A 25,770-nucleotide genomic window follows, 5' to 3' on the forward strand; every position below is an offset into this window, starting at 1 on the left:
CCAGCCTAAGGAGTGGAGCCGATGTTGCTGGCAAGAAAAGGATGGCTGGCGGGCCTGATCGGCGGCGCAATGCTGCTCGGTGGCTGCGCGTCCAGCGATGACGAAAGCGAAGTGATCTCCCCCCTGCCGGAGCTGGACAACCCCATTGCCGCCAACGTGCAGTGGACCGCCCGGGTCGGCAAGGGGATCGAGGATTTCTGGTCCTCCCTCTCCCCGGCAGTGGCCTACGACAAGGTGTTCGTTTCCGAGCGCTACGGTCTGGTCACCGCCTTCGACCAGGCCGACGGCAGCAAGCTGTGGGAAACCAACCTGCGCCGCGTGTTCGCCGAAGGCGCGCTGCAGAAGAACAAGGGCGCTCGCCTCTCCGGCGGCCTGGCCACCGGCTTCAACAAGGTGTTCGTCGGCAGTGAAAACGCCGTGCTGTTCGCCCTGAACGCCGAGGACGGCTCCCTGGCCTGGCAGGCCACCACCGGCGGCGAAGTGCTCTCCGATCCCGCCGTAGTGGGTGCCATGGTGGTGGTCAACACCGCCGCCGGCAAGGTGCAGGCGTTTGACGTCGACACCGGTGAGTTCCAGTGGCAGGTCGACCTGACCATGCCGTCGCTGGTGCTGCGGGGCAGCTCCGGCATCGGCCAGGCCCAGGGCGCCGCCTTTGTCGGCACCCCGGACGGCAAGATCACCGCCATGTTCGCCGAGAACGGCAACCTGCTTTGGGAAGCCCGACTGGCGGAGGCCTCCGGTGCCAACGAACTGGAGCGGGTGGTGGACGTGGACGCCTCCCCGGTAGTACTGGGCGAGACCGTCTACGGCGTGGCCTTCAACGGCAACCTGACCGCCATCGAGCTGCGCAGCGGCCGGGTGCTCTGGAGCCGTAAGTACTCCAGCTATGCCCCCCTGGCAATCCGCGGTTTCGACATCTACCTGACCGACGCCCGGGGCGGGATCTACGCCATCGATCGTCGCAACGGTCTGGAGAAGTGGGGCAACACCGAACTGACCGGTCGCCTGGTCACCGCCCCGCAAGTGATGGGCGATTACCTGGTGGCAGGGGACTTCGAGGGGTACCTGCACATCCTGGACCGCGCCACCGGCACCTTGCTGGGACGCACCCAGGTGGATTCCAGCGGTCTGTATACGCAAGCGGTGCGGGATGGGGATACACTCTATCTGCAAACCCGAGCGGGACGCATCGCCGCGGTGACAATGCCCTGATCTGGCTGTACACTATGGCGCCCCCGAAGTTTCGGGGGCGTTTTTGTTTGACTCGAGAGGTTTGGAAACGATGATCCCTGTGGTGGCCCTGGTTGGACGTCCGAATGTGGGCAAGTCCACCCTGTTTAACCGGTTGACCGGTACCCGTGACGCCCTGGTGGCCGATTTCCCCGGCCTGACCCGGGACCGCAAGTACGGTCAAGCCAACCTCTCCGGTCACGATTTTATCGTGGTGGACACCGGCGGCATCGATGGCACCGAAGAGGGCATCGAGACCAAGATGGCGGAGCAGTCCCTGCTGGCCATCGAGGAAGCGGACGTGGTGCTCTTTCTGGTGGACGCTCGCGCCGGCCTGACCGCCGCCGACGAGGGGATCGCCAAGCACCTGCGCAGCCGCGAGAAGACCACCCTGCTGGTGGCCAACAAGACCGACGGCATCGACGCCGACGCCGCCTGTGGCGAGTTCTACGCCTTGGGCCTCGGTGAGATCCACCAGATCGCTGCCGCTCAGAACCGCGGCGTCTCCTCCCTCATTCACTACGCCCTGGCCCCCCTGGCCGAGGAACTCAAAGCCGACGCCGGCGACGAGGAGCCGGAGGTGGACGAGTGGGCGGTGGAGGAGCCGAAGGTCCTGAGCGAAGAGGACGCCGAGGCGGAAGCGGCCCGGCTGCAGGCCTTGCCCATTAAGCTGGCAATCATCGGCAAGCCCAACGTCGGCAAATCCACCCTGACCAACCGCATCCTCGGCGAGGAGCGGGTGGTGGTGTACGACATGCCCGGCACCACCCGGGACTCCATCTACATCCCCATGGAGCGCGACGAGCGCGAGTACGTGCTGATCGACACCGCCGGGGTGCGCCGTCGTAAAAACATCAACGAGGCGGTGGAGAAGTTCTCCGTCATCAAGACCCTCAAGGCGATCGAAGACGCCAACGTGGTGCTTTTGGTGGTGGACGCCCGGGAAGGGATTTCGGACCAGGACCTCTCCCTGCTGGGCTTCACACTGAACGCCGGCCGGGCGCTGGTGGTGGCGGTCAACAAGTGGGATGGCCTGGACATGACGGTGAAGGAGGAGATCAAGCGGGAGCTGGATCGCCGTCTGGGCTTTATCGACTTTGCCAAGCTGCACTTCATCTCGGCGCTGCACGGCACCGGGGTGGGCCACCTGTTCGAGTCGGTGCAGGAGGCCTACAACAGCGCCACCAAGCGCGCCTCCACCTCGCTGCTGACCAAGATCATGCACATGGCCCAGGATGATCACCAGCCGCCAATGGTGCGCGGTCGCCGGGTCAAGCTCAAGTACGCCCACGCCGGCGGCTACAACCCGCCCATCGTGGTGGTGCACGGCAACCAGGTGAAGGATCTGCCGGACTCCTACAAGCGCTACCTGATGAACTACTACCGCCGCTCCCTGAACATCGTCGGCACCCCCATCAAGGTGCTGTTCCAGGAGGGGGCGAACCCCTTCGACGGTCGGCGCAAGAAGCTCACCGCCAGCGAGCAGCGCCAGCGCAAGCGCGTGCTGGGGCATCTGAAAAACCGTCGCTAGTCAGCGAACAGGGGAGCCATAAGGCTCCCTTTTTTTGGCCTTGAACATCGTTATTCAACGCCCTGCACCCTCTGGGTTAAGGTGGGCAGACAACTTGGTTAAAATCCTGAATTGACACATTTCTTTTTGGGACTTTTCGATATAATCGGTGCAGCCAAAGGATTCTGATTGCCATGCCCGTCGACCACACGCTGAAAATGGACACCCTGAGCTGGTTGCAACTGCTGCCGGAGCCGGCGGTGGTGCACGACGGACACGGGGTGCTGGCGGCCAACCCCCTGGCGGAGCCGCTGCTGCTCCAGGGGGAGGTGATCAACCGCCTGCGCCAGGTCGATGGCGAGGGGCGCACCACCTACCGCTCCCCCAACGGCCAACTGAAACTCTCCATCGCCAGCTCCCGCCTGCCCACCGGCCAGGCCTGGCTCAGCCTGCTCACCGCCTTCCCCGAGCAGGGCTACGAACACTACCGCCAGCTGGTGGAGCTCAACCCCTGCGCTTTTATGGTGCATCGGCGCTTCAAGCCGCTGTTCACTAACCCCGCCTTCGCCAAGCTGTTCGCCTTCGACTCGGTGGAGCAGGTGCTGGCCCTGGAGAGCCTGCGCAGCATCATCGGCGAGGAGCACTGGCCCGAGGCCCAGCGCAACTACGACTGCCTGATGAACGAGGGCAGCCTCAACAAGATTCAGGTGGTGGAGCACTTCACCCTGAACGGCCGCTCCCTGCACGCCCAACTGGTGGATTTCGTGCTGATGTGGGACGGCGAGCCGGCGGTGTGCACCGTGGTCAGCAACGTCTCCCAGGAGGTGCAGCGACTGGAGCACCTCAAGACGCTGGCACTCACCGACTCCCTCACCGGCCTCTCCAACCGTCGCCACTTCTTCGAGTACTCCGAGCCCTACGTGGCCCGGGCGGTGGAGCAGGGCCACGACCTGGCCCTTCTGGTGCTGGACATCGACCACTTCAAGCGGATCAATGACCGCTACGGCCACCCCTTCGGCGACCAGGTGCTGCGCAAGCTCGGCGGTCGCCTGGTGGATCTGGTGGAGGATGAGGCCCTGGTGGCACGCCTGGGGGGCGAGGAGTTCGCCTTGCTGATGCCCCTGCGCCCCGGCCAGCCGGTGGCGGAGCTGGCCCACTGCCTGTGCCGCCAGATCCGCTGGTACGAGTCCTACCAGGATCACCAGGTGGCGGTGGAGGTCTCCCTGGGCGCCACCTCCTGGCAGGGCCCGGGGGATCGCCTGATGGCCATGTACCTGAGGGCGGACAAAGCGCTCTACCAGGCCAAGGCCAATGGCCGCAACCGCAGTCACACCCACGGCGAACGCCGCCCCAGCCCCGCCAACGAGGCCGCCGTCGAGGCCCGCATCGCCGGCTGATCCCCGCCGGCACCAATCTCCCTACATACCCTGTGGTTTTTGACTAAGCTTGGGCTCCACACCCAGCACTTTGCGGTTGTCTGAGAGGTCCTTATGAGTCGGTCCAACGGAGTCGATTTGTCCCAACTTCGCAGCCAGTTTGCCGGTGAACTGCTGCAATCCGATGCCCCCAACTACGACGAGGTTCGCGCCCTGTGGAACGCCATGGCGGATAAGCGTCCGGCGGTGATCGCCCGCTGCGCCAATGAAGCGGACATCCAGGCCGCCCTGGCCTTCGCCCGGGACGAGGGCCTGGAGATCGCCATCCGCGGCGCCGGCCACAACATCGCCGGCAACGCCAGCGTGGATGACGGCATCATGATCGATCTCTCCGCCATGAACGCGGTGGAGGTGGACACCAGCACCAACACCGTGCGGGTGCAGCCCGGCGCCACCCTGGGCCAGCTGGACGCCGCCACCCAGGCCCACGGCCTGGCGGTGCCGGTGGGGATCAACTCCACCACCGGCATTGCCGGTCTCACCCTGGGGGGCGGATTTGGCTGGCTGAGCCGCCGCTTCGGCATGACGGTGGACGCCCTGCGCGGCGCCCAGGTGGTCACCGTCGATGGTGAGGTGGTCTACGCCACCGAGCAGGACAACCCGGACCTGTTCTGGGCCCTTCGCGGCGGGGGCGGCAACTTCGGGGTGATCAGCCGCTTCGACTTCGAGGCCTACCCGGTGGGCCCCGAGGTGTTCGCCGGGCTCATTGTCTTCCCCTTCGAGCAGGCCGAGTCGGTGCTGCGCCAGTACCGCGACTGGGTGCTGACCACGGACACCACCTTCAACGCCTGGGTGGTGCTGCGCCATGCGCCGCCGCTGCCCTTCCTGGACGAGTCGGTGCACGGCACCAAGGTGGCGGTGCTGGCGGTCTGCCACAGCGGCGATGTGGCCGAGGGCGCCAAACTGGCGGCCACCCTGGAGGGATTCGGTACCCCGGTGGGCAGCCACCTGGGGCCCATGCCCTTTGTGGACTGGCAGCAGGCCTTTGACCCCCTGCTCACCGCCGGGGCACGCAACTACTGGAAGACCCACAACTTCACCGGCCTGTCCGACGAGATGCTGACCGTGGCCCTGGATTACGCCGAGCAGCTGCCGGGGCCGGAGTGCGAGGTGTTCTTCGGCCTGATTGCCGGGGTGACCAACCAGGTGCCCACCCAGGCCACCGCCTGGGGCGCCCGGGACGCCCGCTTCGTGATGAACGTCCACGCCCGCTGGCAAAGCGCCGCCGAGGACGCTCGCTGCATCGACTGGGCCCGGGCCCTGTTCCGCGCCACCGCGCCGTACGCCTCTGCCGGTGCCTACGTCAACTTCATGACCGAGGAGGAGGGGGGCCGGGTCGAAGACGCCTACCTCGGTAACTTCGAGCGCCTCAAGCAGGTCAAGCAGCAGTACGATCCCAACAACTTGCTGCACCTGAACCAGAACATCCGGCCGGACTGAGGCCGCAAAAAAGCCCCGCCTAGGCGGGGCTTTCTCTGTCCACTTCGGGGCGCAACTCGGCCCGTTCGGGCACTAATCTTTATTGGTTACCGTCAGCCCCAGCTGCCCCTGGTGCAGCCGGGCGCTCAGCCGCTGGCCCACTTCCACCTCGTCGGCGCCTTTCACCGTCTGGCCGGATTCGTCCTGCAGGATGCTGTAGCCGCGGGAGAGCACCGCCAGGGGGCTGACCGCCTCCAGCGCCGCCGCCTGACCCGCCAGGGTCAGCTTGGCCTGATGCAGGCTCTGCTCGGTGCCCCGCTTAAGACGGTGCTCCAGGGCCGCCAGATGGGCCTCCAGGGCATTGAGGCGGGGAGTGGGGTGGTGCTGGCCCAAACGGGCCGCCAGGCGCTCCTGACGCTGCTCCTTGCGCAGCAGCTGGCTGTGCAGGGCGCGGTCCAGGCGCAGGCTCAACTCATCCAGGCGCTGGGCGTGTTGCTGCAGCTTGCGGGCCGGGTGGTTGCCGTTCAGTCGGGTGGTGAGCAGGGCCAGGCGCTGCTGCTGGTGGCGCAGCTGACCGCTGACCGCCTGCACCAGGCGCTGACGGTCCCGGTCTAGGCGGTCCAGCCGCAGGCCGGCGTCCTGGCTGAGCTGCTCCGCTGCCGCCGAGGGGGTGGGGGCGCGCAGATCCGCCACGTAGTCGGCGATGGTGGTGTCCACCTCGTGGCCCACGGCGCTGACAATCGGCAGGCGCGAGCCGTGGATCGCCCGGGCCAGGGCCTCCTCGTTAAAGCACCAGAGATCCTCCAGACTGCCGCCGCCGCGGGTCAGCAGCAGGGCGTCCACCTCGTTGCGGTCGTTGGCGGTGTGGATCGCCTGGCACAGCTGGGCGGTGGCCTCGGCGCCCTGCACCTGGCTGGGGTAGATCACCACCTCCAGCATGGGGTCGCGGCGCTTGAGCACCGACAGCACGTCCTGGATGGCGGCGCCGCTGGGGCTGGTGATCACCCCCAGGCGTTTGATGGGGTGGGGCAGGGGCTGCTTGGCCTCCATGGCGAACAGGCCCTCGGCGGCCAGCTGCATCTTCAGCGCCTCGAAGCGCTGCTGCAGCACCCCGTCGCCGGCCGGCTGCATCGACTCCACCACCAGCTGCAGATCCCCGCGGGGTTCGTACATGGTCAGGTTGGCCCGCACCATCACCTGCATGCCGTGCTCCGGGCGGAACCCCACCCGGGAGGTGCGGCTGCGGAACATGGCACAGCGCAGCTGGCTGCGATCGTCCTTCAGGGTGAAGTACCAGTGGCCGGAGGCGGGCATCGCCAGGTTGGAGATCTCCCCCGACAGCCAGACCCGACCCCAGTGCTGTTCCAGCAGGGCTTTGATCTGACGATTGAGGGCGGAAACGGTGAAAACGTGAGCGTGGTTCGCGGACAAGGGGGCGACTTCATCGTGGTTCGTGAGGAGGATCCCCAATTGGTACCAACTTTTGTTTGTCGGGGCAAGGGCGAGTCGCTATAATGCGACCGCAATATTTTACCTCTTCCCAAATCATAAAATCGGTGGAATGTTGCATATGCTCCGTATCAAACAAGAAGCTCTGACGTTCGACGACGTCCTCCTGGTTCCCGCCCACTCAACCGTTCTGCCCAACACCGCCAACCTCGGCACCAAACTGACCAAAACCATCAGTTTGAACCTCCCGCTGCTCTCTGCGGCCATGGACACCGTGACCGAAGCCCGTCTGGCCATCGCCATGGCTCAGGAAGGGGGCTTAGGCTTCATTCACAAAAACATGAGCGTCGAAGCCCAGGCGGCGGAAGTGCGCAAAGTGAAGAAGTACGAAGCCGGCATCGTTCAGGATCCCGTAACCGTGACCTCCAACGCCACCATGCGCACCCTGCGTGAGATGGCCGAGCAGCACGGCTTCGCCGGTTTCCCCGTGGTGGGCGACAACAACGACCTTATCGGCATCATCACCGGCCGTGACGTGCGATTCGTCACCAACCCGGAGATGACCGTAGCCGAGGTGATGACCCCGAAGGAGCGCCTGGTGACTGTCCAGGAGGGGGCTCCGCTGACCGACGCCCAGGCCCTGATGCACAAGCACCGCATCGAGAAGGTGCTGGTGGTCGACGCCGATTTCAAACTCAAAGGGATGATCACCGTTAAGGACTTCCAGAAGGCGGAGCGCAAGCCCAACGCCTGTAAGGATGAGCTGGGTCGTCTGCGCTGCGGCGCCGCCGTTGGTGCCGGTGCCGGCAACGAAGAGCGCGTGGCCGCCCTGGTGGAAGCCGGCGTCGACGTCATCCTTATCGACTCCTCCCACGGCCACTCCGAAGGCGTACTGCAGCGCATCCGCGAAACCCGCGCCGCCTTCCCCAACATCCAGATCGTTGGCGGTAACGTCGCCACCGCCGCCGGCGCCCAGGCGCTGATCGACGCCGGTGTGGACGCCGTCAAAGTGGGCATCGGCCCCGGCTCCATCTGCACCACCCGCATCGTCACCGGCGTGGGCGTACCCCAGATCACCGCCGTGGCCGAAGCCGCCGCCGTCTGTAACGAGCAGGGCATCCCGGTGATCGCCGATGGCGGCATCCGCTTCTCCGGCGACGTGGCCAAGGCGATCGCCGCCGGCGCCTCCGTGGTGATGGCCGGTGGCCTGTTTGCCGGCACCGAGGAAGCCCCGGGTGAAATCGAGCTGTACCAGGGCCGGGCCTTCAAGTCCTACCGTGGCATGGGCTCCCTGGGCGCCATGACCAAGGGCTCCTCCGACCGTTACTTCCAGTCCGACAACGCCGCCGACAAGATGGTGCCGGAAGGGATCGAAGGGCGGATCCCCTACAAGGGCAAGCTCAAGGAGATCATCCACCAGCAGATGGGCGGCCTGCGCTCCTGCATGGGTCTGACCGGTTGTGGCACCATCGAGGAGCTGCGCACCAAGGCCGAGTTCGTCCGCATCTCCGGCGCCGGCATCAAGGAGAGCCACGTCCACGACGTGACCATCACCAAAGAAGCCCCGAACTACCGTCTGGGCTAAACCACACCCTACACGGCAGGTGTCTCGATTGAGGCACCTGCCGCTTTATATCACGAACAAAAGAGAAGCAAAGCGCATGAGCAACATCCATGACCACCGCATTCTGATCCTCGATTTCGGCTCCCAGTACACTCAACTGGTGGCCCGCCGCACCCGGGAAATCGGGGTCTACTGTGAGCTGTGGGGCTGGGACGTCTCCGAAGAGAAGATCCGCGAGTTCAACCCCACCGGCATCATCCTCTCCGGTGGCCCGGAGTCCGTGGCCGAAGCCGGCTCCCCCCGCGCCCCCGAGTACGTGTTCAACGCCGGCGTGCCGGTGCTGGGCGTCTGCTACGGCATGCAGACCATGGCCGAGCAGCTCGGCGGCAAGGTGTCCTGCTCCGACAAGAAGGAGTTCGGTTACGCCCAGGTGGAAGTGCTGGAAGCCACCAAGCTGTTTGAGAACATCGAAGACGCCATCGCCGCCGACGGCAACGCCCTGCTGGACGTGTGGATGAGCCACGGTGACAAGGTGACCGCCATCCCCGAGGGCTTCACCCAGGTGGCCAAGACCGAAACCTGCCCCTACGCCGCCATGGCGGACGAGTCCCGCCGCTTCTACGGCGTGCAGTTCCACCCCGAGGTGACCCACACCAAGCAGGGCAAGCGGATGCTGGAGCACTTCGTGCTGAACATCTGTGGCTGCGAGGCCAAGTGGACCTCCGAGGCGATCATCGATGACGCCATTGCCCGCATCAAGGAGAAGGTCGGCTCTGACAAGGTGATCCTGGGCCTGTCCGGCGGCGTCGACTCCTCCGTGGTCGCCATGCTGCTGCACCGCGCCATCGGCGACCAGCTGACCTGTGTGTTCGTCGACAACGGCCTGCTGCGTCTGAACGAAGGCGACCAGGTGATGGAGATGTTCGGTGACCACTTCGGCCTCAACATCGTTCGCGTCGACGCCGAGCAGCGCTTCCTGTCCGCCCTGGAAGGGGAGAACGACCCGGAAGCCAAGCGTAAGATCATCGGCCACACCTTCATCGAGGTGTTCGACGAGGAAGCGTCCAAGATCCAGAACGTGAAATGGCTGGCCCAGGGCACCATCTACCCGGACGTGATCGAGTCCGCCGGCGCTGCCACCGGCAAGGCCCACGTCATCAAGTCTCACCACAACGTCGGCGGCCTGCCAGAAGACATGGAGCTGGGCCTGGTGGAGCCGCTCACCGAGCTGTTCAAAGACGAGGTGCGCAAGATTGGCCTGGAGCTGGGCCTGCCCTACAACATGCTCTACCGCCACCCCTTCCCGGGCCCGGGTCTGGGCGTGCGTGTACTGGGTGAGGTGAAGAAGGAGTACTGCGACCTGCTGCGCCGTGCCGACGCCATCTTCATCGAGGAGCTGCACAAGGCCGACCTGTACAACAAGACCTCCCAGGCGTTCACCGTGTTCCTGCCGGTACGCTCTGTAGGCGTGATGGGCGACGGTCGTAAGTACGACTGGGTTGTGTCCCTGCGTGCGGTAGAGACCATCGACTTTATGACCGCCGTATGGGCCCAGCTGCCCTACGACTTCCTGGGTCGCGTCTCCAACCGCATCATCAACGAGATCGACGGGATCTCCCGCGTGGTGTACGACATCTCCGGTAAGCCGCCGGCGACCATCGAGTGGGAGTGATCCTCTCTTTGGCCTGATGGCCGGATGTAAAAAAAGCCCTGAGCGTTGTGCTCAGGGCTTTTTAATTTCGTAAAGCCCCTGAATGGCAGGGCAAGACACTAACTGTATGACATTAAATGACTTTTATTCTTCTGCAGCTTGAAATGGGTATACGCCTGACGTAGCTTTTGAAATGGCTGCCGTGTTTGCAAGGAGGTAATGGTGAGTTATTTGTCTATGGCCGGGAAGGCGTTATCTGTTGTGCTTGATCTGATTGCGGACGACGATAAGGAAGAGAAACTCCGCGTGAGCGCTAAAGAAGATGACGGAATGAGCGACCACATTTACTTTGACCAAAATGGGACCGAGTATACTCGCGGGTTTGACGGAAAGCTCGAAGACTCAATGGGGCAAAAATACAAAGACTAAGTGGAGTCTTGAAAAAGAAATCGGGCGTCAGCCCGATTTTCGCTTTATGGCTCAACGGGCGAGTACCGTTTCGTTGCTCCGCTATTTCTCGGCAAAGATGGAGATAGGCTGGAGGTGGGGCACTAAGATCTTTTGCCGGGAGCGGCCCGGCGGCCGCCAAGGGCTTCGCCCTTTGGAATCCCTGGGCCTCCGGTCGGTGCTTATCCTCGCTCCATCGACTCGCACTGCGGCACCGGCCAGAGTCGCCATCCCTGGCTCCGCTGACCTCTCGGGTCGTCCCGACCCTCAGCCTTGTGCAAATCGATTGCGCTCGGGCACCTCCAAGTCGGCGAAAAGCAAGAGCAAAAATGTGGGGGCATCAGGGTGAACGGGGTCAATGATTCTGAACCTTGTGGCCAGTCGCTCAACGTAATGAACTTTTGCCTCAAATTTGGTAAACCTAAGGACAAGGCAATAACTCGATGAACTTGGCAGGTGATATGGGAAGCCGAATCAATAGCCGTGAGTTGGCAGTTACGCTGCTAATTTTCTGTGTATTCCTGCTGCCACTAATCGCAGCAAAACTGCTAGATGCCTCGGACGGTGTCTTGTGGATAGTGGGTGTTATCAGTGCGCTTGGGATGGTAGTGGTATCCAACACTCACCACCGCCGTTCTCAAAGTCGAGAACCATAGCAGGACTCACGCGGCCTGAGTTATTGAAAGCAAAAAGCCCTAGGCATCGAACCTGGGGCTTTTTTGATGGGTGTTTGTCTGGGGCTGGGGCGACTGCGCTATTGCTTGAGCACACTGTCGATGAACTTGACCTTGAGCCGATAGTCGCAGCTGGTTTCGTCACCGTCATCATGCACGCGAGACTGAAGTTTGAAGGACCACGTTTGACCAGGGCCTAGCCTAGTGGTCTTGGTTTGTTTCCCCCAGTCCATGGTGAAGTCCGACAGTGGCGATTCCAACACGAACTGCGTGGTCATCTTGGCGCTGTACGTCGAGTATCTGCTGATGTTACGCAGCAAGCCAGAATGAATGGTGTAGCGCCCCTTATTCGTACAGCTAGAGCGTTCGACGACAATGGCGTCACTTGCGCTCATGGTTAGCTTGCCCTGCTGTTGGCGAGATTGGGGGTAACGACTGAGGGACGGATTATTGTCTGGAATGACGGATGGGGGCTCAAGGTCGATGATCTTCGACTCTGCGCCAGCCGGGCAGGGGTCGTCCGAATAGATGATGTTGCCGTCGATGGTGCACTTATAGACTTCTGCCTCGGCCACTGCCGGTACTGCCAAAAGCAGCAAAGCAGGCACTAGATTCCATTGCATTCCGGTTGCTCCTCGGTACCTGGGGTTCCCACAACACCGTCCTTGTGTTGAATGGGTAACGTACCACGACCTGGTGACTGAAAGGAGGGGGATGGGGGGGAAATTCGGTAACTCGGTTGATTAAATGTCTAATGTCGGTCGGTGTAATCTCCGGTCCTCTTGCAATGCTAAATCGTTGACCTGATCAGGCCCGGAACGGAGCAGCCAACGCGGAGGACGCATGTGCCGGGATGCGGCTGGAGTGCCACATCCAAGAAAAACGCGCCCATTTGGGCGCGTTTTTCCTGCTGGCATAGAGGCGGTTATCCCCTCCAGTGCCTTGGTGTATGGTCAGCCGTTAGCGGCTTCCACCATGGCACTGACTTGCGGCTGCACATCCAGGCCGTAGCCGAACATGGTGGCGGCCACCAACACCACAACGGAGGCCAGCATCAGTTTGGCCATCAGTGGCAGACAGAACTTGAACCACTGGCTGTAGGGCACGCCCGCCATACCGAGGATCCCCATCAATACCGCGTTGGTCGGGATGATCATGTTGGAGAAGCCATCACCAAACTGGTAAGCCAGTACGGCCACCTGACGCGGCACACCCACCAGGTCACCCAGCGGCGCCATCAGCGGCATGGTGACGAAGGCCTGGCCGGAGCCGGAGGGGATAAAGGTGTTGAGCAGGGTCTGGATCAGCAACATGCCGACGGCGGACAGTTCGGCGCTGACGTAAGACAGGGGCAGGCTCATCCCGTGCACCAGGGTGTGCAGGATCTGGCCATCTTCCATCACCAGGGCAATGCCCCGGGCCACGCCGATCAGCACCGCGGTCATCACCAGCTCGGAGGTGCCTTCGATGAACTTGTTGGCGGCGGTATCGGGGCTGAGTTTACCGATAATAGCCACCAGAATGCCCCAGGCGATAAACACTGCGCCCAGCTCGTACAGGTACCAGCCCTGGGTGGCGATACCGGCGACGGCAATCGCCAGGGTGGCCACGAAGCTGGCCAGGATCAGCTTATGGCGGCCGTTTAACTGCGGGTAGTTGTGGGCAGGCTTGTCACCCAGCGGGCAGGGGATGCCGGCCATCATAGAGGCGCCCGGGGTTGTTTGAACCTTCTTGGTGTACTGCCAAACGTGGTGGAAACCAATGAGCACGAAGGGCACGAAGATGGCCAGGCGCAGGCCGAGCCCGGAGTAGGCCGGGATCTCCGCGATCTGCTGGGCGATCAGTACGGTAAAGGGGTTAAACGCCGACACGCCATAGCCGATGCCATAGCCGGCTACGATCATCCCCACGGCGGTCATGGCATCCAGTTTCATCGCCCGACACAGGGCCACCAGAATGAGCACAAAGGGGATGTACTCTCCGGCGGTGCCGATGCTGCTGGAGGCCATGGCAAAGACAAACACCACGGCAAAGATGAGCTTCTGCGGCGAGTCGCCAAAGCGCTCCAGCATGCGGCCAATCAACGCATCCACGGTGCCGGTGGCCCGCGCCACTGCCAGTACGCCACCGACGATCAAGACAAAGAAGATCACGTCTTGCGCCGCGGCAAAGGCCCGTGGGATCACCTGCAACAGATCCCAGGGGGTCATGCTGGTGGTGGTTTCGACGGCATGGTAGGTGCCGGGCACCACGGAAAGGCGACCGGAGTCGTTCGCCACCATCTCAAACGCCCCTTGAGGCACCAACCAGGTGGCGATGTAGGCCACCAGCATCATGCCCAGGAGCAAAACAAGGGTATGTGGAACTTTCTTTGTTTTTGTTGTTTTTTTCATGTTCTCTTTGTCCAAAAACAGCCTTTTGAGCGAATTGCCAGTGTAATCGGTTAAAAGAATAAGAAAAGGCTTTTTGCAAACGGGATCTTTATCGTGCGTTAGCAGGTTTTTATAAGGTTTTGCCGAGTTGAATGTGCACCCGAGGACAACTATTCGAGGTATCCAGATTGCCTAGTCGAATCAAGCACTTCGGGGGCCTCAGCCGTTTCGGCACAACAAAGGGGCGAAGGCGTGCTGCTGATGGAATCACTTGGCGTGGGCCAACCCTTCAAGCCGATGTGACAGCAAGTTAGCGTTCTTGTATGGCCCTTTGCCAGCTTTGGTGGCGAGCTGTGCACCCTCCTGTTGAAATGCGGCTGTGGTCACGGTGGCCGAGGCAGAGTCGAAGCAAGGTCGCGGCGGTTTGGGTATATTAAACAACGGCTAATGAACCCAGATGAGAGGATCCCGCTATCAAACCGCATCACACTGACACGTCAACGCGCCGCAACCCCTGGATAAAGCTTGGCGTCATCGCCGCGCTGGTTCTATTGGCTGTACTGGTATTCAACGCGATGCCTAAAGGATTCAAAGCGACGCATGAGGAGATAGGTACGGGAAAACCGGCGGTGGTGTTTGTGTATGACCCCAACTTTACCTCGAGCAACACCCAGACAGAGCAGATGAATGCGGCCCGAAGCCAGATTGGCGATGACGCGCTCTTTCTTATCGCCCGAGTTGGCTCTCCGGCCGGCGAGCAGTTCCAGACTCAATACCGGGCTCGCTCCTCTGACATTCTGCTGTTTTCTGCCTCTGGAGAGGTGGTGGATCGGGCTCGCGCCGTTCGCAGTGCGGGCGAGATCATCCAGTGGGTAGGCTCAGCGCGCGAAGCCGACGCAGCAAAGTAGCGCTGCAGGGGGCTGTGCCATGGTGGCGCACTGGCGAAGATGCCCAGTGCGCTTCCGAGCAGTCCCCTCTCTGGGCGTTACCGCTTCTGGGCTTTGTCCGCTTCGCGTTTGACCAGGATAAAGGTCAGGTACATCTTGGTGGGCAGGGAAAGCACCATGCCGACGGCGACGCAGATGGCACTGATGATGATCCCCGTGACGCCCATGGCCTCGATGGTGTCGCTGAAGTTGTGCAGGTAGAGCCCAAGCAATATCAGAATCAGCCCTAAAGCGATGCAGCTTTTGAGGATCACGATGAGCCTGGCGTCGGTCACAGAGGCACTCCTGTGGGCTTGGGGGTCACGCCACTCTAACCTCTTTCATTGACGGCCTTCACGTCAAATTCCGATGAGCCAGGGCCATCACGCTGAGCGCCCTTACGGCGCCTCGGCCTGCTTCTGGGCCCGCTCAAACCCCTTGAGCCACTCCTTGGCCAGCCGTTGGCGCGCCTCACACTCAGGCGCGTAGGGGCAATCCTCGGCGCTTTGCCCGGCGGCATAGGCCTGCTCGCCGTCGGCGCGTACCGACTGGTAGCCGTTGTACACCCGGTCGTGCACTCGGGAGCCGTATTCAATCAGTGCAAGACCCAGACCCACCAGGGACAGGCCCACAAGCAGGTACAGCCCGCCGGCGATCAGCACGCCCTTGGTGGGCTGCTCCGGGTAGAACAGCCAGACAAACAGGAAAACGAGGATTAACGCTTTCCAGGAGGCGCCGTTCACCAGTTTGTCGGAGAAACGGTCGATGCGGGTTTCCAGCCAGTACACCCGGTTCAAGTGTCGCCCCAGGGCGATATGGCGTTGTTGTTCTTTGTTGGTCACGATTTAGCGTCAGGCAATGGGCTTAATGGCCATCTTCGTCTATGGCGTACGTTCTAGTAAAGAGTCTTTAAATTTCAACGGTTTCTGTTGCCAATGGCGCGGTGGGCCTGCAGCCAGTATCCTGTACGCCACTTTCTGTTGATTCGAGCCCCATCATGTCCTTTCCTCCGTGTCCCGAGTGTCAGTCTGAGCATGTCTATCCGGACCAGAACCAACTGGTGTGTCCCGAGTGCGGCCATGAGTGGAATCCGGCGGACACCTCGGGCGAGGAGCCGGAATTCAGTGTGCAGGACGCCAACGGCACCACGCTGGCGGAGGGGGACAAGATCACCCTGGTGAAAGACCTTAAAGTGAAGGGCAGCTCGACGGTATTGAAGATCGGCACCAAGGGGCGCATCCGCCGCATTGTGGAGGGCAAAGATCACCAGCTGGACTGCAAGCTCGATGGCGCCGGCGAGATGATGGTGACGGCCAAGTTTGTAAAGCGGGCTTAAGGCCCGTGCCTTTCCAGCAGGGCGTTTCGCTTGGCCATGGAGTCGCCTGCTGTTCTATCTCATCTGTCGAAATGCGGCTTCAATCCGCTGTTGCAGGAACGCCTTGGCTGGCCCGGAGGCGCGGCTGAGGCTGAGCAGCACGTAACCCACCCGGGCATCCTGCACCATGAAGTCCAGCGGTAGGGGTTTGTACTGGCCTTTATAAGGCGCGGCATCCACCAGGTGGTAAGGCAGCAGGGCGTACCCGCCGTTTTTCAGCAGCGCCAGTAGCACATCGGTATTGCTCACCAGGGCGGTTTGAGCGGACATCGCCAGCTGGGTTTTGAGGATGCCGGAAAAATTCTCAGCGATGTACTGTCGATGGCGCTCCAGGTCCGCCAGGGAGACGCTGTCCTGCTGGGCCAGCGGCGCGCTCTTATGGGCAAAGAAGGCGAAGCGGGGGTAGCCCAGGTTGATAAAGCTTAAGCCCTCCGTGGGCACCACCTGACCGGCGTTGAGCATCAGCGCGAAGTCGGCTGTTTTGGCCACCAAGGCTTCGATGGATTCTTCCCGACTTCGATGCAGCCAGTTGAGCTTGGTGTGAGGGAAGGCCCGGTGCACGTCCTGCTCCAGCGTGCGGATCATCTCGCAGGGGACTGACATGTCGTGATGCAGGGTGATCTCGTGCTCGTGCCCCTGGTTGATGGCATCGCAGGCGTTCTCTAGTGCATTGAGCTGGTAGAGGATGTGGCGGGCCTGGCTGAGCAGGCTGCGTCCCTCGGCGGTGAGCTTGGGTGAGCGCCCACTGCGCTCAAACAGGGTGACGCCCCAGTCGATCTCCAGATCCCCCACCTGGGAGTGCAAGGTGGCGCGGTCTTTTCTCAGCATTCGGGCGGCCTGGCTGAAAGAGCCGTGTTCTGCCACGGCGACGAAGGCGTTGAGCTGATCAAAACTGGTTCTGGGCATCCCACTCTCCGGTTGCGTCTTTGGGGCTGGCGGTTGGCTCACGCTGAAGGCTCAACGGGTGGCTGAGCCTCTTTGTTGGAAAATGTCCAACAGTAGCGAGATTACATGCGGGTGGTGATTCCTACAATAGGGCCCATATTCACCGACACTGAGGGGCTACCCCATGGCTCACTGCTCTAAAAAACTGCTGCTGGCAGCGTCCGTTGCCACTGCCCTGTCCGGCTTTTCCGCCGCTGCGTCTGCCTGTTCCCGAATCGTTTGGGAAACCGAAGACCACGGCGTGTTTGTTTCCCGCACCATGGACTGGATGGAGGAGAATCAGCCCACCATCGACGTGCGCGCCAAGGGCCAGAGCTACCGTGGCTATGATGGCGACAATGCCCTCCAGTGGACGGCGAAGTACGCCTCCATTGGGGCCACACTCTACGGCGTTGGCCTGGTGGACGGCTTCAACGAGGTGGGGTTTTCCGCCAATGCGCTCTACCTGGATGAGGAAGCGCCCGGGGAGAAGCAGGCCGGCAAGCAGCAGATCGTCAACGCGCGCTTCGTGGCTTACCTGCTGGACAGCTTTGCCACGGTGAAGGAGGCGCTGGCCCAGATTGACAGCCTGCAGATCCAGCAGTTCACCCACAACGGCATGGCGATGCGCGGCCACTACTCGTTGCAGGACGCCAGCGGTGACTCGGCGGTGCTGGAATACATCGACGGTGAGTGGAAGATCTATCACGGCAAGCAGTACAGCGTGATGACCAACAGCCCCACCTTTGCCGAGCACCTGGCCAACTGGGAGGCGGCCAAGCCCCAATCTCAGGCCGAGGTGAACGGCACCTTTGCCGTGCCCGGCAACATCAACTCGGCCCAGCGTTACGTCTGGAACCGCTACATGTTCGAGCAGTTGGAGCAGCCCAGCAGCTACACCAATGGCCTGGCCAAGCTGGACAGCGTCACCTACAAGATCCCGCTGGACGCCGCCAACCGCGAACTGGGCGGGGTGATGACCGGTTACGCCACCCTCTACGGGGTGGTGTACAACCTCGACCAACAGGTGCTGAACCTGCGCTACCAGTTCGGCGATACCTTTACCCACTTCAGCGTCGATCTGAAGCGGTTGAACGACGGCCACAACTACAGCATCCCGGCGGATCGCCCGGACCTGTTCGGCGACATCACCGAGCGGATGGAGAAGCGCGATGGCGTGATGGCCCAGTTCCGCATCGAGGGCTAAGTCGACCGACCTCGGCATCGCAAGTGAAGCCCCGGCCTTTGCCCGGGGCTTTGTGGTTATGGGTGTTAGCGGTCGATGGGGTGGGTAAGGCCCAGCCGGTCATGCCAGGCGGCGATGCTCTCCTTGGGGTATTCGTCGAAGCGCGGGTCGTCCGGGTGGCCCTCCACCTCCACCCAGTTGGCCTTGCTGCCCAGCATCAGGTGGGTGTGCTCCGGCGGGATGGGCAGCTCGGTGTCGATGGCGGAAGCGAAGGGGTGCACCAGCTCCGGCCAGCGCGGGTCGTACACCCACAGCATGGAGGCGCAGTGGCCGCAGAAGTGGCGCTGCAGGGGGCTGCGCTGGCCCTCGGTCTCCACCTGGTACACCCGCACATGCTCCTGCCCCTTAACCTTGAGGCTGGGGTAGTGGCCACTGAGGTTGATGGCGTAGCCCCCGCTGCCGGCCACCTTGCGACAGGCGGAGCAGTAGCAGCGGTTAAAGGGGCAGGGGTGGGGGGAGTCGACGGAAAAGGCCACTTTCCCACAGTGGCAGGAGCCTTCAAGGTGCATCGCGTTCTCCTTACTCTTTCGGGGCGACTGTGATTCCCCCGGCTGAGTTACCAGTATTGAGGCTCTGGCTCCCTGGCGCTATCGCCGTTTTTTAGCTGGCAGATTGTGTGGCCATCAGTATCGCTTATTCATCGATAGAGCATTTTCTCTAACCGGTAGGCAGTTTGGCGGATTCGGCGGCGTGGGACGCCTTGCGTCGAGCACCCTTCCATCGGGGGCGGGCCGAACAGAGCATGTTGAACCAATCCGATGTCCGGGTAGCAGAAAGTGCGTTGTTAGGGGGTTGTGAACTGGCGCTGGATGACTAGGATCGGCGCCAAATCCGTCCGGCGGGGTATCGACCCGCCCGATGCGACAGTACGAACCCCGACACGCCAACGCAGTTAAGAGGCCCAAAAGTGACGTCGTCCCACTCCCTTCAAGAAGATCTGTTCTCCCTCGGCATCGGGGTTATGATGCTCTCCTTCGCCATCGTGATCTTGAAACAGGCGGGGGTGCTGGTGGGGGGCGTGGCCGGGCTGGCGCTGCTGGTCAGTCAGTTGTCCGGCTGGGGCTTTGGCCTGTTGTTCTTCGCCATCAGCGCGCCGTTTTACCTGATGGCCTGGTTTCGCATGAGCCGTGCCTTCACCCTCAAGAGCCTCGCCACCGTGGGGCTCATCTCCTGGCTGTCGGAGCTGATGCAAAACGCCATCGCCATCGAGGGGCTCTCCCCGCTGATGGCCGGCGCCATCGGCGGCGTGCTGTGTGGCGTGGGCCTGCTGGTGCTGTTCCGTCACCACTCCAGCGCTGGCGGCTTTAACGTGCTGGCCCTCTACTGCCAGGAGCGCTTTGGCTTGCGCGCCGGCTACCTGCTGATGGGCCTCGACGGCCTGATTCTGCTGGCCACTGCCGTGTTCTTCGGGGTGGAAACCCTGATGGCCTCCACCCTGTGCATTGTGCTGATGAACCTGGTGCTGGGGATGAACCACCGTCCCGGCCGCTACCTGGCCCAGCCGCGTCTCGCCTCCTAAGGCGTTTGGTCAAAACAAAGCCCCGGTGCTCTGAGCGAGCGCCGGGGCTTTGTGGTTTTAGGGCCACAGATGCGGCTCAGTCGACCAGGTAGAGGGCGTCGAAAGGCTGGCCTTCGGGGTTTTGCGGGTTGTACATGGTGCGCAGCACCCGCTCGGCGTTGGCGTCGAAGGCGGCGCCGTCGCCAAAGCCGCGGAAGTGGTTTTTCATCCCCAGGGCGTGGCCCAGCTCGTGCAGGGTCACCTCGTCACTGGCGATCACGGTGCAGCCCTCCTGGGCGTTCTCCTCGTCACCGTCGATGTTGATCCAGGTGAACTCCCCCGGCAGGTTGCGTACCAGCCCTTGCTGCGGGTTGGCGAGGTTGCCGACCAGGCTCATCGACCAGGGCCCCCGGGAGACGGTGCCGGAGGAGCAGTTGCCGCCGGTGGTGCCCTGGCTCCAGATAAAGCCCCACTCGGTGGGCAGATCCGAGTAATCGATGTCGAACCAGTTGCTGATGTCCAGCTCGATGACGCCGCGCCGGTCAAACAGTTTGTAGCCCACCAGGGCCTCGGCTTTGTCCATGGCGCGGACAAAGCGGGGGTCTTCGGCGTACAGGCTGTAGGTGGGGATCAGGTGCCCCTGGGGAAAGCGAGTCAGCCCGGGGTTGGCCGGTGCCGGGGAGTAATCCTCGAAGCAGTACTGGCCCTTGCAGTGTTGCAGGTTGGCGTCCCAGTCAGCCCAGGCCTGGTAGGAGTTGGCGGTGCAGGGGCTGTCCGGCTGATGGGGCTTGCCCCAGGCCAGATTGCTGCACTCGATGGTGTCGATCAGTTGCTGGTCGGTCAGACCGGGGGCTTGGGAATCGCTGTCGCTGCCGCAACCCATCAGCACGGCGCCGCTGAGCACGGCGAGAGGAACAAGGCGCATTTATAACATCCTATATATAAAATGGCTTTGGAAACTCGATAGGGTTCAGTAGGTTACCTGCCCTTGCCGGTCGCCACTATTCGATTTTACCGATTGCCCGAGGCCCCTTGGTGGCGCGCTTGGGCCGAGTGTTTCGCGGGAGCATTGGACGGGGTAGGCAAGGGCCCCGGCGCTTTGAGGGCGCGCCGGGGGAGGGCGGTTAGCGGGCCTGGTCAATCTGCTCCGGTGACAGGGTGGTGATGGCCCAGTCGCTGCCGGACTCCTCCAACTGGGCAAACAGCAGCCGTTGGCCATCGGTGCGCACATTGATCAGCCCATAACGCAGCCCGCGCACCACCTTGGCCAGGTCGAGCCGGGGCCATTGGGCGGGCTTGCTTTGGCTGCTGCCGAGGAACAGCCGATAGCGGGCCATTTCGGCCTCGGTGTTATGCACCTTCTGGGCCCCGGAGGGTTTGCTGGCTTCGTATTTGGGTCGGGGCGCGGGGTACTCCTTCATCGCGCCAATCTCGGCGATGGACACAGAGCGGGCCACCTCGGTGACGTAGATGAGTGGGCAGATCAGACGGTCGTGGTCCAGATCGACCAGCCGACGGCCGGTGATGGCGCTGGCGGAGAGGATGTTGGGCCTTGGGTGGTCGTGGGTTTCGGCATCGCCGGAGGAGATCACCGTACACAGCGGGCGCATCCCCTCGAGAAACTTGTAGGAGACGTCGTGACTGCCGTGGTGGCAGCCCTTGGCCACGTCGCACTTGAACTCCGGGTGGAACTGGGCGCCGTAGTGGCCCATCAGGTGGTTCTGGCTGTGGGTATTGAGGTCGCCGGTCAGCAGCAGGCGGCGCTGGCCGTAATCGAGCCGCAGCACCACGCTGTGGCCGTTGGTGTTCTTGGAGTCGCCATCGGGAAAGCGTTTTAGGGCCGGCTCGCCGTTCACTTGGCCCTCCACCGGGCCCAGAACCTGGATCTGGCACTGGCTCTGGCCGGGGCCAAAGCCCGGCAGGTGGGTGTGAGTGGCGTGGGAGAGGCGCACGATGTCAGCAGGGGCCCCGGAGCGGCGTTTGGCCTTGGTGGCGGCGAGGACGAATTGCCCCCAGGACCCGTTCAGGGTGTCGTTGTCGGGGTTGTCGAGATTGGCCACCGCCTCCAGCGCCGAACTGCGGCCACCGAGAAGCTTGGTGTAGTGCTCCTGGGTGATGGGGCCCAAAGTGCGTCCGGAGGCCTTTTTCCACCAGGAGAGGCCGGCGTGGTAGACCCGCTCGACGGATACCGAGGTGCAGTTCAGTTCGGCCTGGTCTTTCTCGTCCTGGTCGATAAGGTTGAGCAGCCCGCCGAAATGATCGATGTCATTGTGGGTGGCGATCATCGCATCCAACTGGATGCTGGCCTGGGCCGGATCGTCGCGGTCCGGGAACGACAGGTAATCCTTGAAAAACTTCCAGTCGACGAAGTCCGCCGCGTTTTTACCGCCATTTTGGTTGGAGCGGATGTTGCCGCCATCGACCATCAGGTGATGCCCCTCGGGGGTGACCACCAGCAGCCCGTCGCCCTGACCGACGTCGATGACGTAGAGCTCCAGCAACGGTTCGCCGCCGAGGTGGCGGGCGTTGACCCAGAACTCCACACCCCGCCCACTGACGCGTTTCACGCCGGATTGGGTGTCAACTACCCGCACCCGATCACCCCAAAGAAAGCTGCCTTTTCGTCCCTTGCTGGGGGATTTGTCCGGGTTGTTGTCGGCCTGTGCCTGCTGAGCAGTGTGGTAGTAGTTGGCCGTATCGGTCTGGATGACTTCATCCCACCATGGGTCTCTGGCTGGCATAACGTGCTCCTTGCGGTTAACGCCGCCCTACGGACTCAGCTTGATGGCGTGGTGACTTGGATGATTCGATGGGACGCCGGATCAACCAGCGCGGTCGATAAGGCGCGTCCCCTCTGGCCAACAGTCCAGCGTCCATGGCGTTGGCCTTGGTGGCTATTGAGTGGAGCGTGGCGCCCAATCGAAGCTTAGGGCCTGAATTCCCGGGCCGCTTGGCAGTACAGGGTCTTCTCCGACAGCGCTTCCGGGGTCTGGGGCGGGGAGTGACGCAGGGCGTCGCAACGGGCCTGGAAGAACGCCCGGGCGTGACGCCGACAGCGGGCGTAAGGCTCGGGGAGGCTGGCCAGCGACTGGCAGACACTGGCAAGGTGGACACGCCCCTGGGCGTGGACAAAGTCGATAGGCTGGTTCTGGAAAATGACCTGCGTTTGCACCCAGTTATCCGCGTGGGCCAGGGGGCAAAACAGCAGGGTAAGGCCCAAAAGGACAGGGCGCATGGGAGTGCCTTGGCCGGGCAACCGGGGTCGTACCCTGATGGCGAGAAAGCGCAGCCTGTCCCAGTGCCCGGCCAATGAAGTGCAGTCAGCGAGTGGCTTAGGATTTGCCGAACAGCTTGCCCACCATCCCCATCAGCCCTTGGGCGCCACCGGCCAGCTCCAGCAGGTTGCCGCCGCTGCTGGCGTTGTCGATGATGGCGGGGATCGCCTGAGTCAGGCCGTTGTCCGCCTCGGCCTGGTCCAGCCCCAGTTGCTGGGCAAAACCGGACAGCTTGTCCTGGCCGAACACCTGGCCCAGCTGCTCCACCGAGAAGCCGGCGTTGGCGCCATCCCCCAGCCAGCTTTGCGCCAGGTCCATCAGGCCGGCGCCGTTGAGGCTCTCCAAAATGCCGGACAGATCGATGCCGCTGCCGTCGGCGTTACCCCCCAGCAGCCCGGCCAGGGCGGAGGTGATGTCGTCCAGGTTGAGATTGCCGGTGTTGGGGCCACTTTGGGCAAACAGCTTGGCCCCCAGCTGCAGCAGTTGTCCGATGTCCATCGCGATGCTCCTTGAGGAAGTTGACGTCAAACAGGCCCAAGCCTAGCCCAGGCCTGGCGCCGCCGAGGGCCCTGATATGGCCCATTTCGCCAGGTGTCGGAAAGGGCTGGGGTTATTTCTTGGTCGGTGTTTTCAGGGTAAGCGGGGCAGCTTGCGGGGCTTGCCAGGGCGGTGCGGGGCCGCTAACGTAATCGTTCGCGTTTTCATTTCGAAAGGGCAGGGATGACGGACTCGATCATCACCCAGCTGCTGCTGCCGCTGTCGCTGGCGGTCATCATGTTTGGCATGGGCCTCAGTCTTACCGGGCGGGATTTTCTGCGCTTGTGGCAAACCCCCAAACCCATCCTGCTGGGGATGTTGGGCCAGCTGGTGCTGCTGCCCATGGTGGCTCTGGCGGTGTGCTGGCTGTTCGCCCTGCCGCCGGCACTGGCCGTCGGCGTGATGATCCTCTCCGCCTGTCCCGGCGGCACCACTTCCAACCTGATCAGTCACCTGGCCAAGGCCAACCTGGCGCTCTCGGTCAGCCTGACCGCCCTGAGCACCCTCATCTGCGTGTTCACCACCCCCTTTATCATCAATCTGGCCGTCGAACTGTTCGCCAGCGAGGCGGCGACGGAGTTCTCCCTGCTGACCGTGGCCCTGGGGCTGTTGGCTTTCTCGCTGCTGCCGATTTTGCTGGGGATGGCGGTGCGGGCGAAGTGGCGCGACTGGGCGCTGACCGCCGAGCCGCTGTTCAATCGTTTCGGTGTGGTGTTCCTGCTGGTGCTGATTGTTTCGGTGATCATCCAGGAGTGGACCATGCTGGTGGCCTACTTCGACCGGGTGTTCTGGGCCACCCTAGCGCTCAACCTGGCCTGTGCCGCATTGGGACTGGGGCTGGGGCGCTTGGGGGGCCTGAACGCCCGCGACACCCTGACCCTGGCCATCGAAATCGGCATGCAAAACTCCACCATGGCGATGCTCATCGCCATCAGCCTGATGGGCGCCCCGGACTACGCCATCGCCGCCGGGATCTACAGCATCGCCATGTACCTGGGGGCCTCGGCCCTGGTGGCTTACAGCCGCAGCTGGGGCCCGCTGCGCCGAGCCCCGGTGGGGGAGTGAGTCGCCACTTACTCCCCTTCTGAGGCGATCGCCAGCACCGCCACTGGGCTATCCAGGGCCCAGTACCGCCCGGTGTCACTCAAGCTGCCATCCTCCGCCACCGCAAAGAGCGCCAAGCGGCCGCTGCGCTCGTTGGCCACCACCAGCCAACGGCCATCCTGGCTCAGGGCAAAGTCCCGCGGCCAGTCACCGCCGCTGTCGATGTGCTGCATCAGGACCAGCGCCCCGTCCGAGCTCACCTCAAACACCGCCAGGCTGTTGTGCCCCCGGTTGGAAAGGTAGAGCCGGGTGCCGTCGGCGCTGAGTTTCACCGCCGCCGCCTGGCTGTGGCCGGTAAAGCCCTCTGGCAGGGTGGCCAGACGTTGTCGCTCCGACAGGGTACCGTCCTCCACGTTCCTGTCGGCCACCACCAGGGTGTTGCTCAGTTCGTTGAGCAGGTAGGCCACCGGCAGGGTGGGGTGAAAGGCCAGGTGACGGGGTCCGTCGCCGGGGTGCAATTTGAGCGCCACCGCCGGCTCGCTTCGGCCGTCTTCTTGTTGCCAGAGGGTGTCGCTGCCCAAGTCCACCGTGTAGAGGTGGCGACCGTCGGCGCTCCACTGGGCGTAGTGGGCGTGGGGGGCCTCCTGGCGCTCGGTGTTGGGCCCCTGGCCCTGGTAGGCCCACCGAGCGGTGGCGGGACGCAATGCGCCATCGACCTCCACCGGCAGCACCGCGCTGTTGCCTCCCATGTAGTTGGCCACCGCCAGGGCCTGGCCATCAGGGTGCAGGCTCAGGTGGCAGGGGCTGGCCCCCTGGCTGGATTGCTGGCCCAGGGGGCGCAGCGCCCCGGCCTGCCAGGCGAAGGCGTGCACCGCGCCTTTTCCAGTTTCACTCACCGCGTAGAGGTGATGCTGATCGGCGGAGAGGGCCAGGTAGGAGGGGTTGTCCATGGCTGTAAGCAGCTGCGCCGGGGCCAGCGTCTTTTGCTCCGGGGACAGGGTGATTTCATAGATCCCCTCGCTGCTGGCGCCGGTGTAGGTGCCAATCACAAAGCGCTGGGGCTCGGTGGGGGCCGGGGCGGTCAGTCCGGTTGAAAGGGCGGCGGCCAGAACGGAGGCGGCGGTGAGGGCCATGGGGTCATCCTTGTCAGCGAAGCGGGTTCGAAAAAAGTCTTGGGTTTTTAGTATTTAGAC

At 63.0% G+C, this 25,770-nt stretch carries 24 protein-coding genes and 1 other RNA gene; 13 read left to right on the top strand and 12 right to left on the bottom strand.

Going from position 1 to position 25,770, the window contains the following annotated elements; translation table 11 throughout:
- Positions 1-21: 21 nt before the first annotated feature.
- From bamB to KUV81_RS12050, 4 genes are all read left to right on the top strand, one after another.
- Entirely contained in the window at positions 22-1,212 is a 1,191-nt protein-coding gene (gene bamB / locus KUV81_RS12035) for an outer membrane protein assembly factor BamB (RefSeq protein WP_222544095.1), read from the top strand.
- Positions 1,213-1,282: 70 nt separating this feature from the next.
- Positions 1,283-2,761 (top strand): ribosome biogenesis GTPase Der, encoded by a 1,479-nt coding sequence (der, locus tag KUV81_RS12040; RefSeq protein ID WP_222544096.1) that lies wholly within the window; start codon positions 1,283-1,285, stop codon positions 2,759-2,761.
- Positions 2,762-2,934: 173 nt separating this feature from the next.
- The gene (locus KUV81_RS12045) at positions 2,935-4,137 is read left to right on the top strand and encodes a GGDEF domain-containing protein (RefSeq protein WP_222544097.1); all 1,203 of its coding nucleotides are present in this window, start codon (positions 2,935-2,937) and stop codon (positions 4,135-4,137) included.
- 117 nt (positions 4,138-4,254) lie between these two features.
- Entirely contained in the window at positions 4,255-5,616 is a 1,362-nt protein-coding gene (locus KUV81_RS12050) for an FAD-binding oxidoreductase (RefSeq protein ID WP_261389350.1), read from the top strand.
- A gap of 72 nt (positions 5,617-5,688) precedes the next feature.
- On the opposite strand, the gene xseA is transcribed toward KUV81_RS12050, so the two are convergent.
- Positions 5,689-7,026 (bottom strand): exodeoxyribonuclease VII large subunit, encoded by a 1,338-nt coding sequence (xseA, locus tag KUV81_RS12055; RefSeq protein WP_222544099.1) that lies wholly within the window; start codon positions 7,024-7,026, stop codon positions 5,689-5,691.
- A gap of 139 nt (positions 7,027-7,165) precedes the next feature.
- Between xseA and guaB the strand changes: the two genes are divergently transcribed.
- The 3 genes from guaB (at position 7,166) to KUV81_RS12070 (ending at position 10,688) form a co-directional block, all read left to right on the top strand.
- Positions 7,166-8,629 (top strand): IMP dehydrogenase, encoded by a 1,464-nt coding sequence (gene guaB / locus KUV81_RS12060; protein ID WP_222544100.1) that lies wholly within the window; start codon positions 7,166-7,168, stop codon positions 8,627-8,629.
- Positions 8,630-8,705: 76 nt separating this feature from the next.
- Positions 8,706-10,280, top strand: coding sequence for a glutamine-hydrolyzing GMP synthase (gene guaA / locus KUV81_RS12065; RefSeq protein WP_222544101.1), 1,575 nt, complete (start codon positions 8,706-8,708; stop codon positions 10,278-10,280).
- Between the two features lie 201 nt (positions 10,281-10,481).
- Positions 10,482-10,688, top strand: coding sequence for a hypothetical protein (locus KUV81_RS12070; RefSeq protein ID WP_222544102.1), 207 nt, complete (start codon positions 10,482-10,484; stop codon positions 10,686-10,688).
- A 772-nt stretch (positions 10,689-11,460) separates the two neighbouring features.
- Here KUV81_RS12070 and KUV81_RS12075 read toward each other — a convergent pair.
- Positions 11,461-12,003 carry a DUF4124 domain-containing protein gene (locus tag KUV81_RS12075; protein ID WP_222544103.1) on the bottom strand — a complete coding sequence of 181 codons (543 nt, stop codon included), beginning with the start codon at positions 12,001-12,003 and terminating at the stop codon, positions 11,461-11,463.
- Between the two features lie 148 nt (positions 12,004-12,151).
- On the opposite strand from KUV81_RS12075, the gene ffs reads away from it, so the two are divergent.
- Positions 12,152-12,248, top strand: an RNA gene (gene ffs / locus KUV81_RS12080) — signal recognition particle sRNA small type.
- An 85-nt stretch (positions 12,249-12,333) separates the two neighbouring features.
- Here ffs and KUV81_RS12085 read toward each other — a convergent pair.
- Positions 12,334-13,773 (bottom strand): YfcC family protein, encoded by a 1,440-nt coding sequence (locus tag KUV81_RS12085; protein ID WP_222544104.1) that lies wholly within the window; start codon positions 13,771-13,773, stop codon positions 12,334-12,336.
- Positions 13,774-14,303: 530 nt separating this feature from the next.
- Here KUV81_RS12085 and KUV81_RS12090 point away from each other — a divergent pair.
- Positions 14,304-14,660 carry a hypothetical protein gene (locus tag KUV81_RS12090; protein WP_261389351.1) on the top strand — a complete coding sequence of 119 codons (357 nt, stop codon included), beginning with the start codon at positions 14,304-14,306 and terminating at the stop codon, positions 14,658-14,660.
- A gap of 77 nt (positions 14,661-14,737) precedes the next feature.
- Here the strand turns inward: KUV81_RS12090 and KUV81_RS12095 are convergent, their stop codons facing one another.
- Positions 14,738-14,974, bottom strand: a complete 237-nt coding sequence (locus KUV81_RS12095; protein WP_222544105.1) for a hypothetical protein — start codon at positions 14,972-14,974, stop codon at positions 14,738-14,740.
- Between the two features lie 102 nt (positions 14,975-15,076).
- Positions 15,077-15,520, bottom strand: a complete 444-nt coding sequence (locus KUV81_RS12100; protein ID WP_222544106.1) for an Rmf/CrpP family protein — start codon at positions 15,518-15,520, stop codon at positions 15,077-15,079.
- Between the two features lie 155 nt (positions 15,521-15,675).
- On the opposite strand from KUV81_RS12100, the gene KUV81_RS12105 reads away from it, so the two are divergent.
- A complete protein-coding gene (locus KUV81_RS12105; protein WP_222544107.1) occupies positions 15,676-16,014 on the top strand; it encodes a zinc ribbon domain-containing protein YjdM in 339 nt (112 codons plus the stop codon).
- A 54-nt stretch (positions 16,015-16,068) separates the two neighbouring features.
- On the opposite strand, the gene KUV81_RS12110 is transcribed toward KUV81_RS12105, so the two are convergent.
- On the bottom strand, positions 16,069-16,959 hold the full coding sequence (locus KUV81_RS12110; RefSeq protein WP_222544108.1) for a LysR family transcriptional regulator: 891 nt from the start codon (positions 16,957-16,959) through the stop codon (positions 16,069-16,071).
- Between the two features lie 163 nt (positions 16,960-17,122).
- On the opposite strand from KUV81_RS12110, the gene KUV81_RS12115 reads away from it, so the two are divergent.
- Positions 17,123-18,184 (top strand): linear amide C-N hydrolase, encoded by a 1,062-nt coding sequence (locus KUV81_RS12115; protein ID WP_222544109.1) that lies wholly within the window; start codon positions 17,123-17,125, stop codon positions 18,182-18,184.
- Between the two features lie 65 nt (positions 18,185-18,249).
- On the opposite strand, the gene KUV81_RS12120 is transcribed toward KUV81_RS12115, so the two are convergent.
- Positions 18,250-18,732, bottom strand: coding sequence for a GFA family protein (locus KUV81_RS12120; RefSeq protein ID WP_222544110.1), 483 nt, complete (start codon positions 18,730-18,732; stop codon positions 18,250-18,252).
- A 398-nt stretch (positions 18,733-19,130) separates the two neighbouring features.
- Here KUV81_RS12120 and KUV81_RS12125 point away from each other — a divergent pair, with 398 nt between their 5' ends.
- Positions 19,131-19,742 carry a YitT family protein gene (locus tag KUV81_RS12125; RefSeq protein ID WP_222544111.1) on the top strand — a complete coding sequence of 204 codons (612 nt, stop codon included), beginning with the start codon at positions 19,131-19,133 and terminating at the stop codon, positions 19,740-19,742.
- A 76-nt stretch (positions 19,743-19,818) separates the two neighbouring features.
- Here the strand turns inward: KUV81_RS12125 and KUV81_RS12130 are convergent, their stop codons facing one another.
- From KUV81_RS12130 to KUV81_RS12145, 4 genes are all read right to left on the bottom strand, one after another.
- Positions 19,819-20,646 (bottom strand): hypothetical protein, encoded by an 828-nt coding sequence (locus KUV81_RS12130; RefSeq protein WP_222544112.1) that lies wholly within the window; start codon positions 20,644-20,646, stop codon positions 19,819-19,821.
- A 199-nt stretch (positions 20,647-20,845) separates the two neighbouring features.
- Entirely contained in the window at positions 20,846-22,462 is a 1,617-nt protein-coding gene (locus KUV81_RS12135; protein ID WP_222544113.1) for a ComEC/Rec2 family competence protein, read from the bottom strand.
- Between the two features lie 185 nt (positions 22,463-22,647).
- Positions 22,648-22,956, bottom strand: coding sequence for a hypothetical protein (locus KUV81_RS12140; RefSeq protein ID WP_222544114.1), 309 nt, complete (start codon positions 22,954-22,956; stop codon positions 22,648-22,650).
- Positions 22,957-23,053: 97 nt separating this feature from the next.
- Positions 23,054-23,494, bottom strand: coding sequence for a YidB family protein (locus KUV81_RS12145; RefSeq protein ID WP_222544115.1), 441 nt, complete (start codon positions 23,492-23,494; stop codon positions 23,054-23,056).
- 222 nt (positions 23,495-23,716) lie between these two features.
- Here KUV81_RS12145 and KUV81_RS12150 point away from each other — a divergent pair, with 222 nt between their 5' ends.
- Positions 23,717-24,598, top strand: a complete 882-nt coding sequence (locus KUV81_RS12150) for a bile acid:sodium symporter family protein (RefSeq protein WP_222544116.1) — start codon at positions 23,717-23,719, stop codon at positions 24,596-24,598.
- An 8-nt stretch (positions 24,599-24,606) separates the two neighbouring features.
- On the opposite strand, the gene KUV81_RS12155 is transcribed toward KUV81_RS12150, so the two are convergent.
- Positions 24,607-25,710: a lactonase family protein gene (locus KUV81_RS12155; protein ID WP_222544117.1), complete on the bottom strand. Its 1,104-nt coding sequence runs from the start codon at positions 25,708-25,710 to the stop codon at positions 24,607-24,609.
- Positions 25,711-25,770 lie beyond the last annotated feature (60 nt).

The sequence above is a fragment of the Ferrimonas balearica genome (genome assembly GCF_019802085.1).
Taxonomy (GTDB): domain Bacteria; phylum Pseudomonadota; class Gammaproteobacteria; order Enterobacterales; family Shewanellaceae; genus Ferrimonas; species Ferrimonas balearica_B.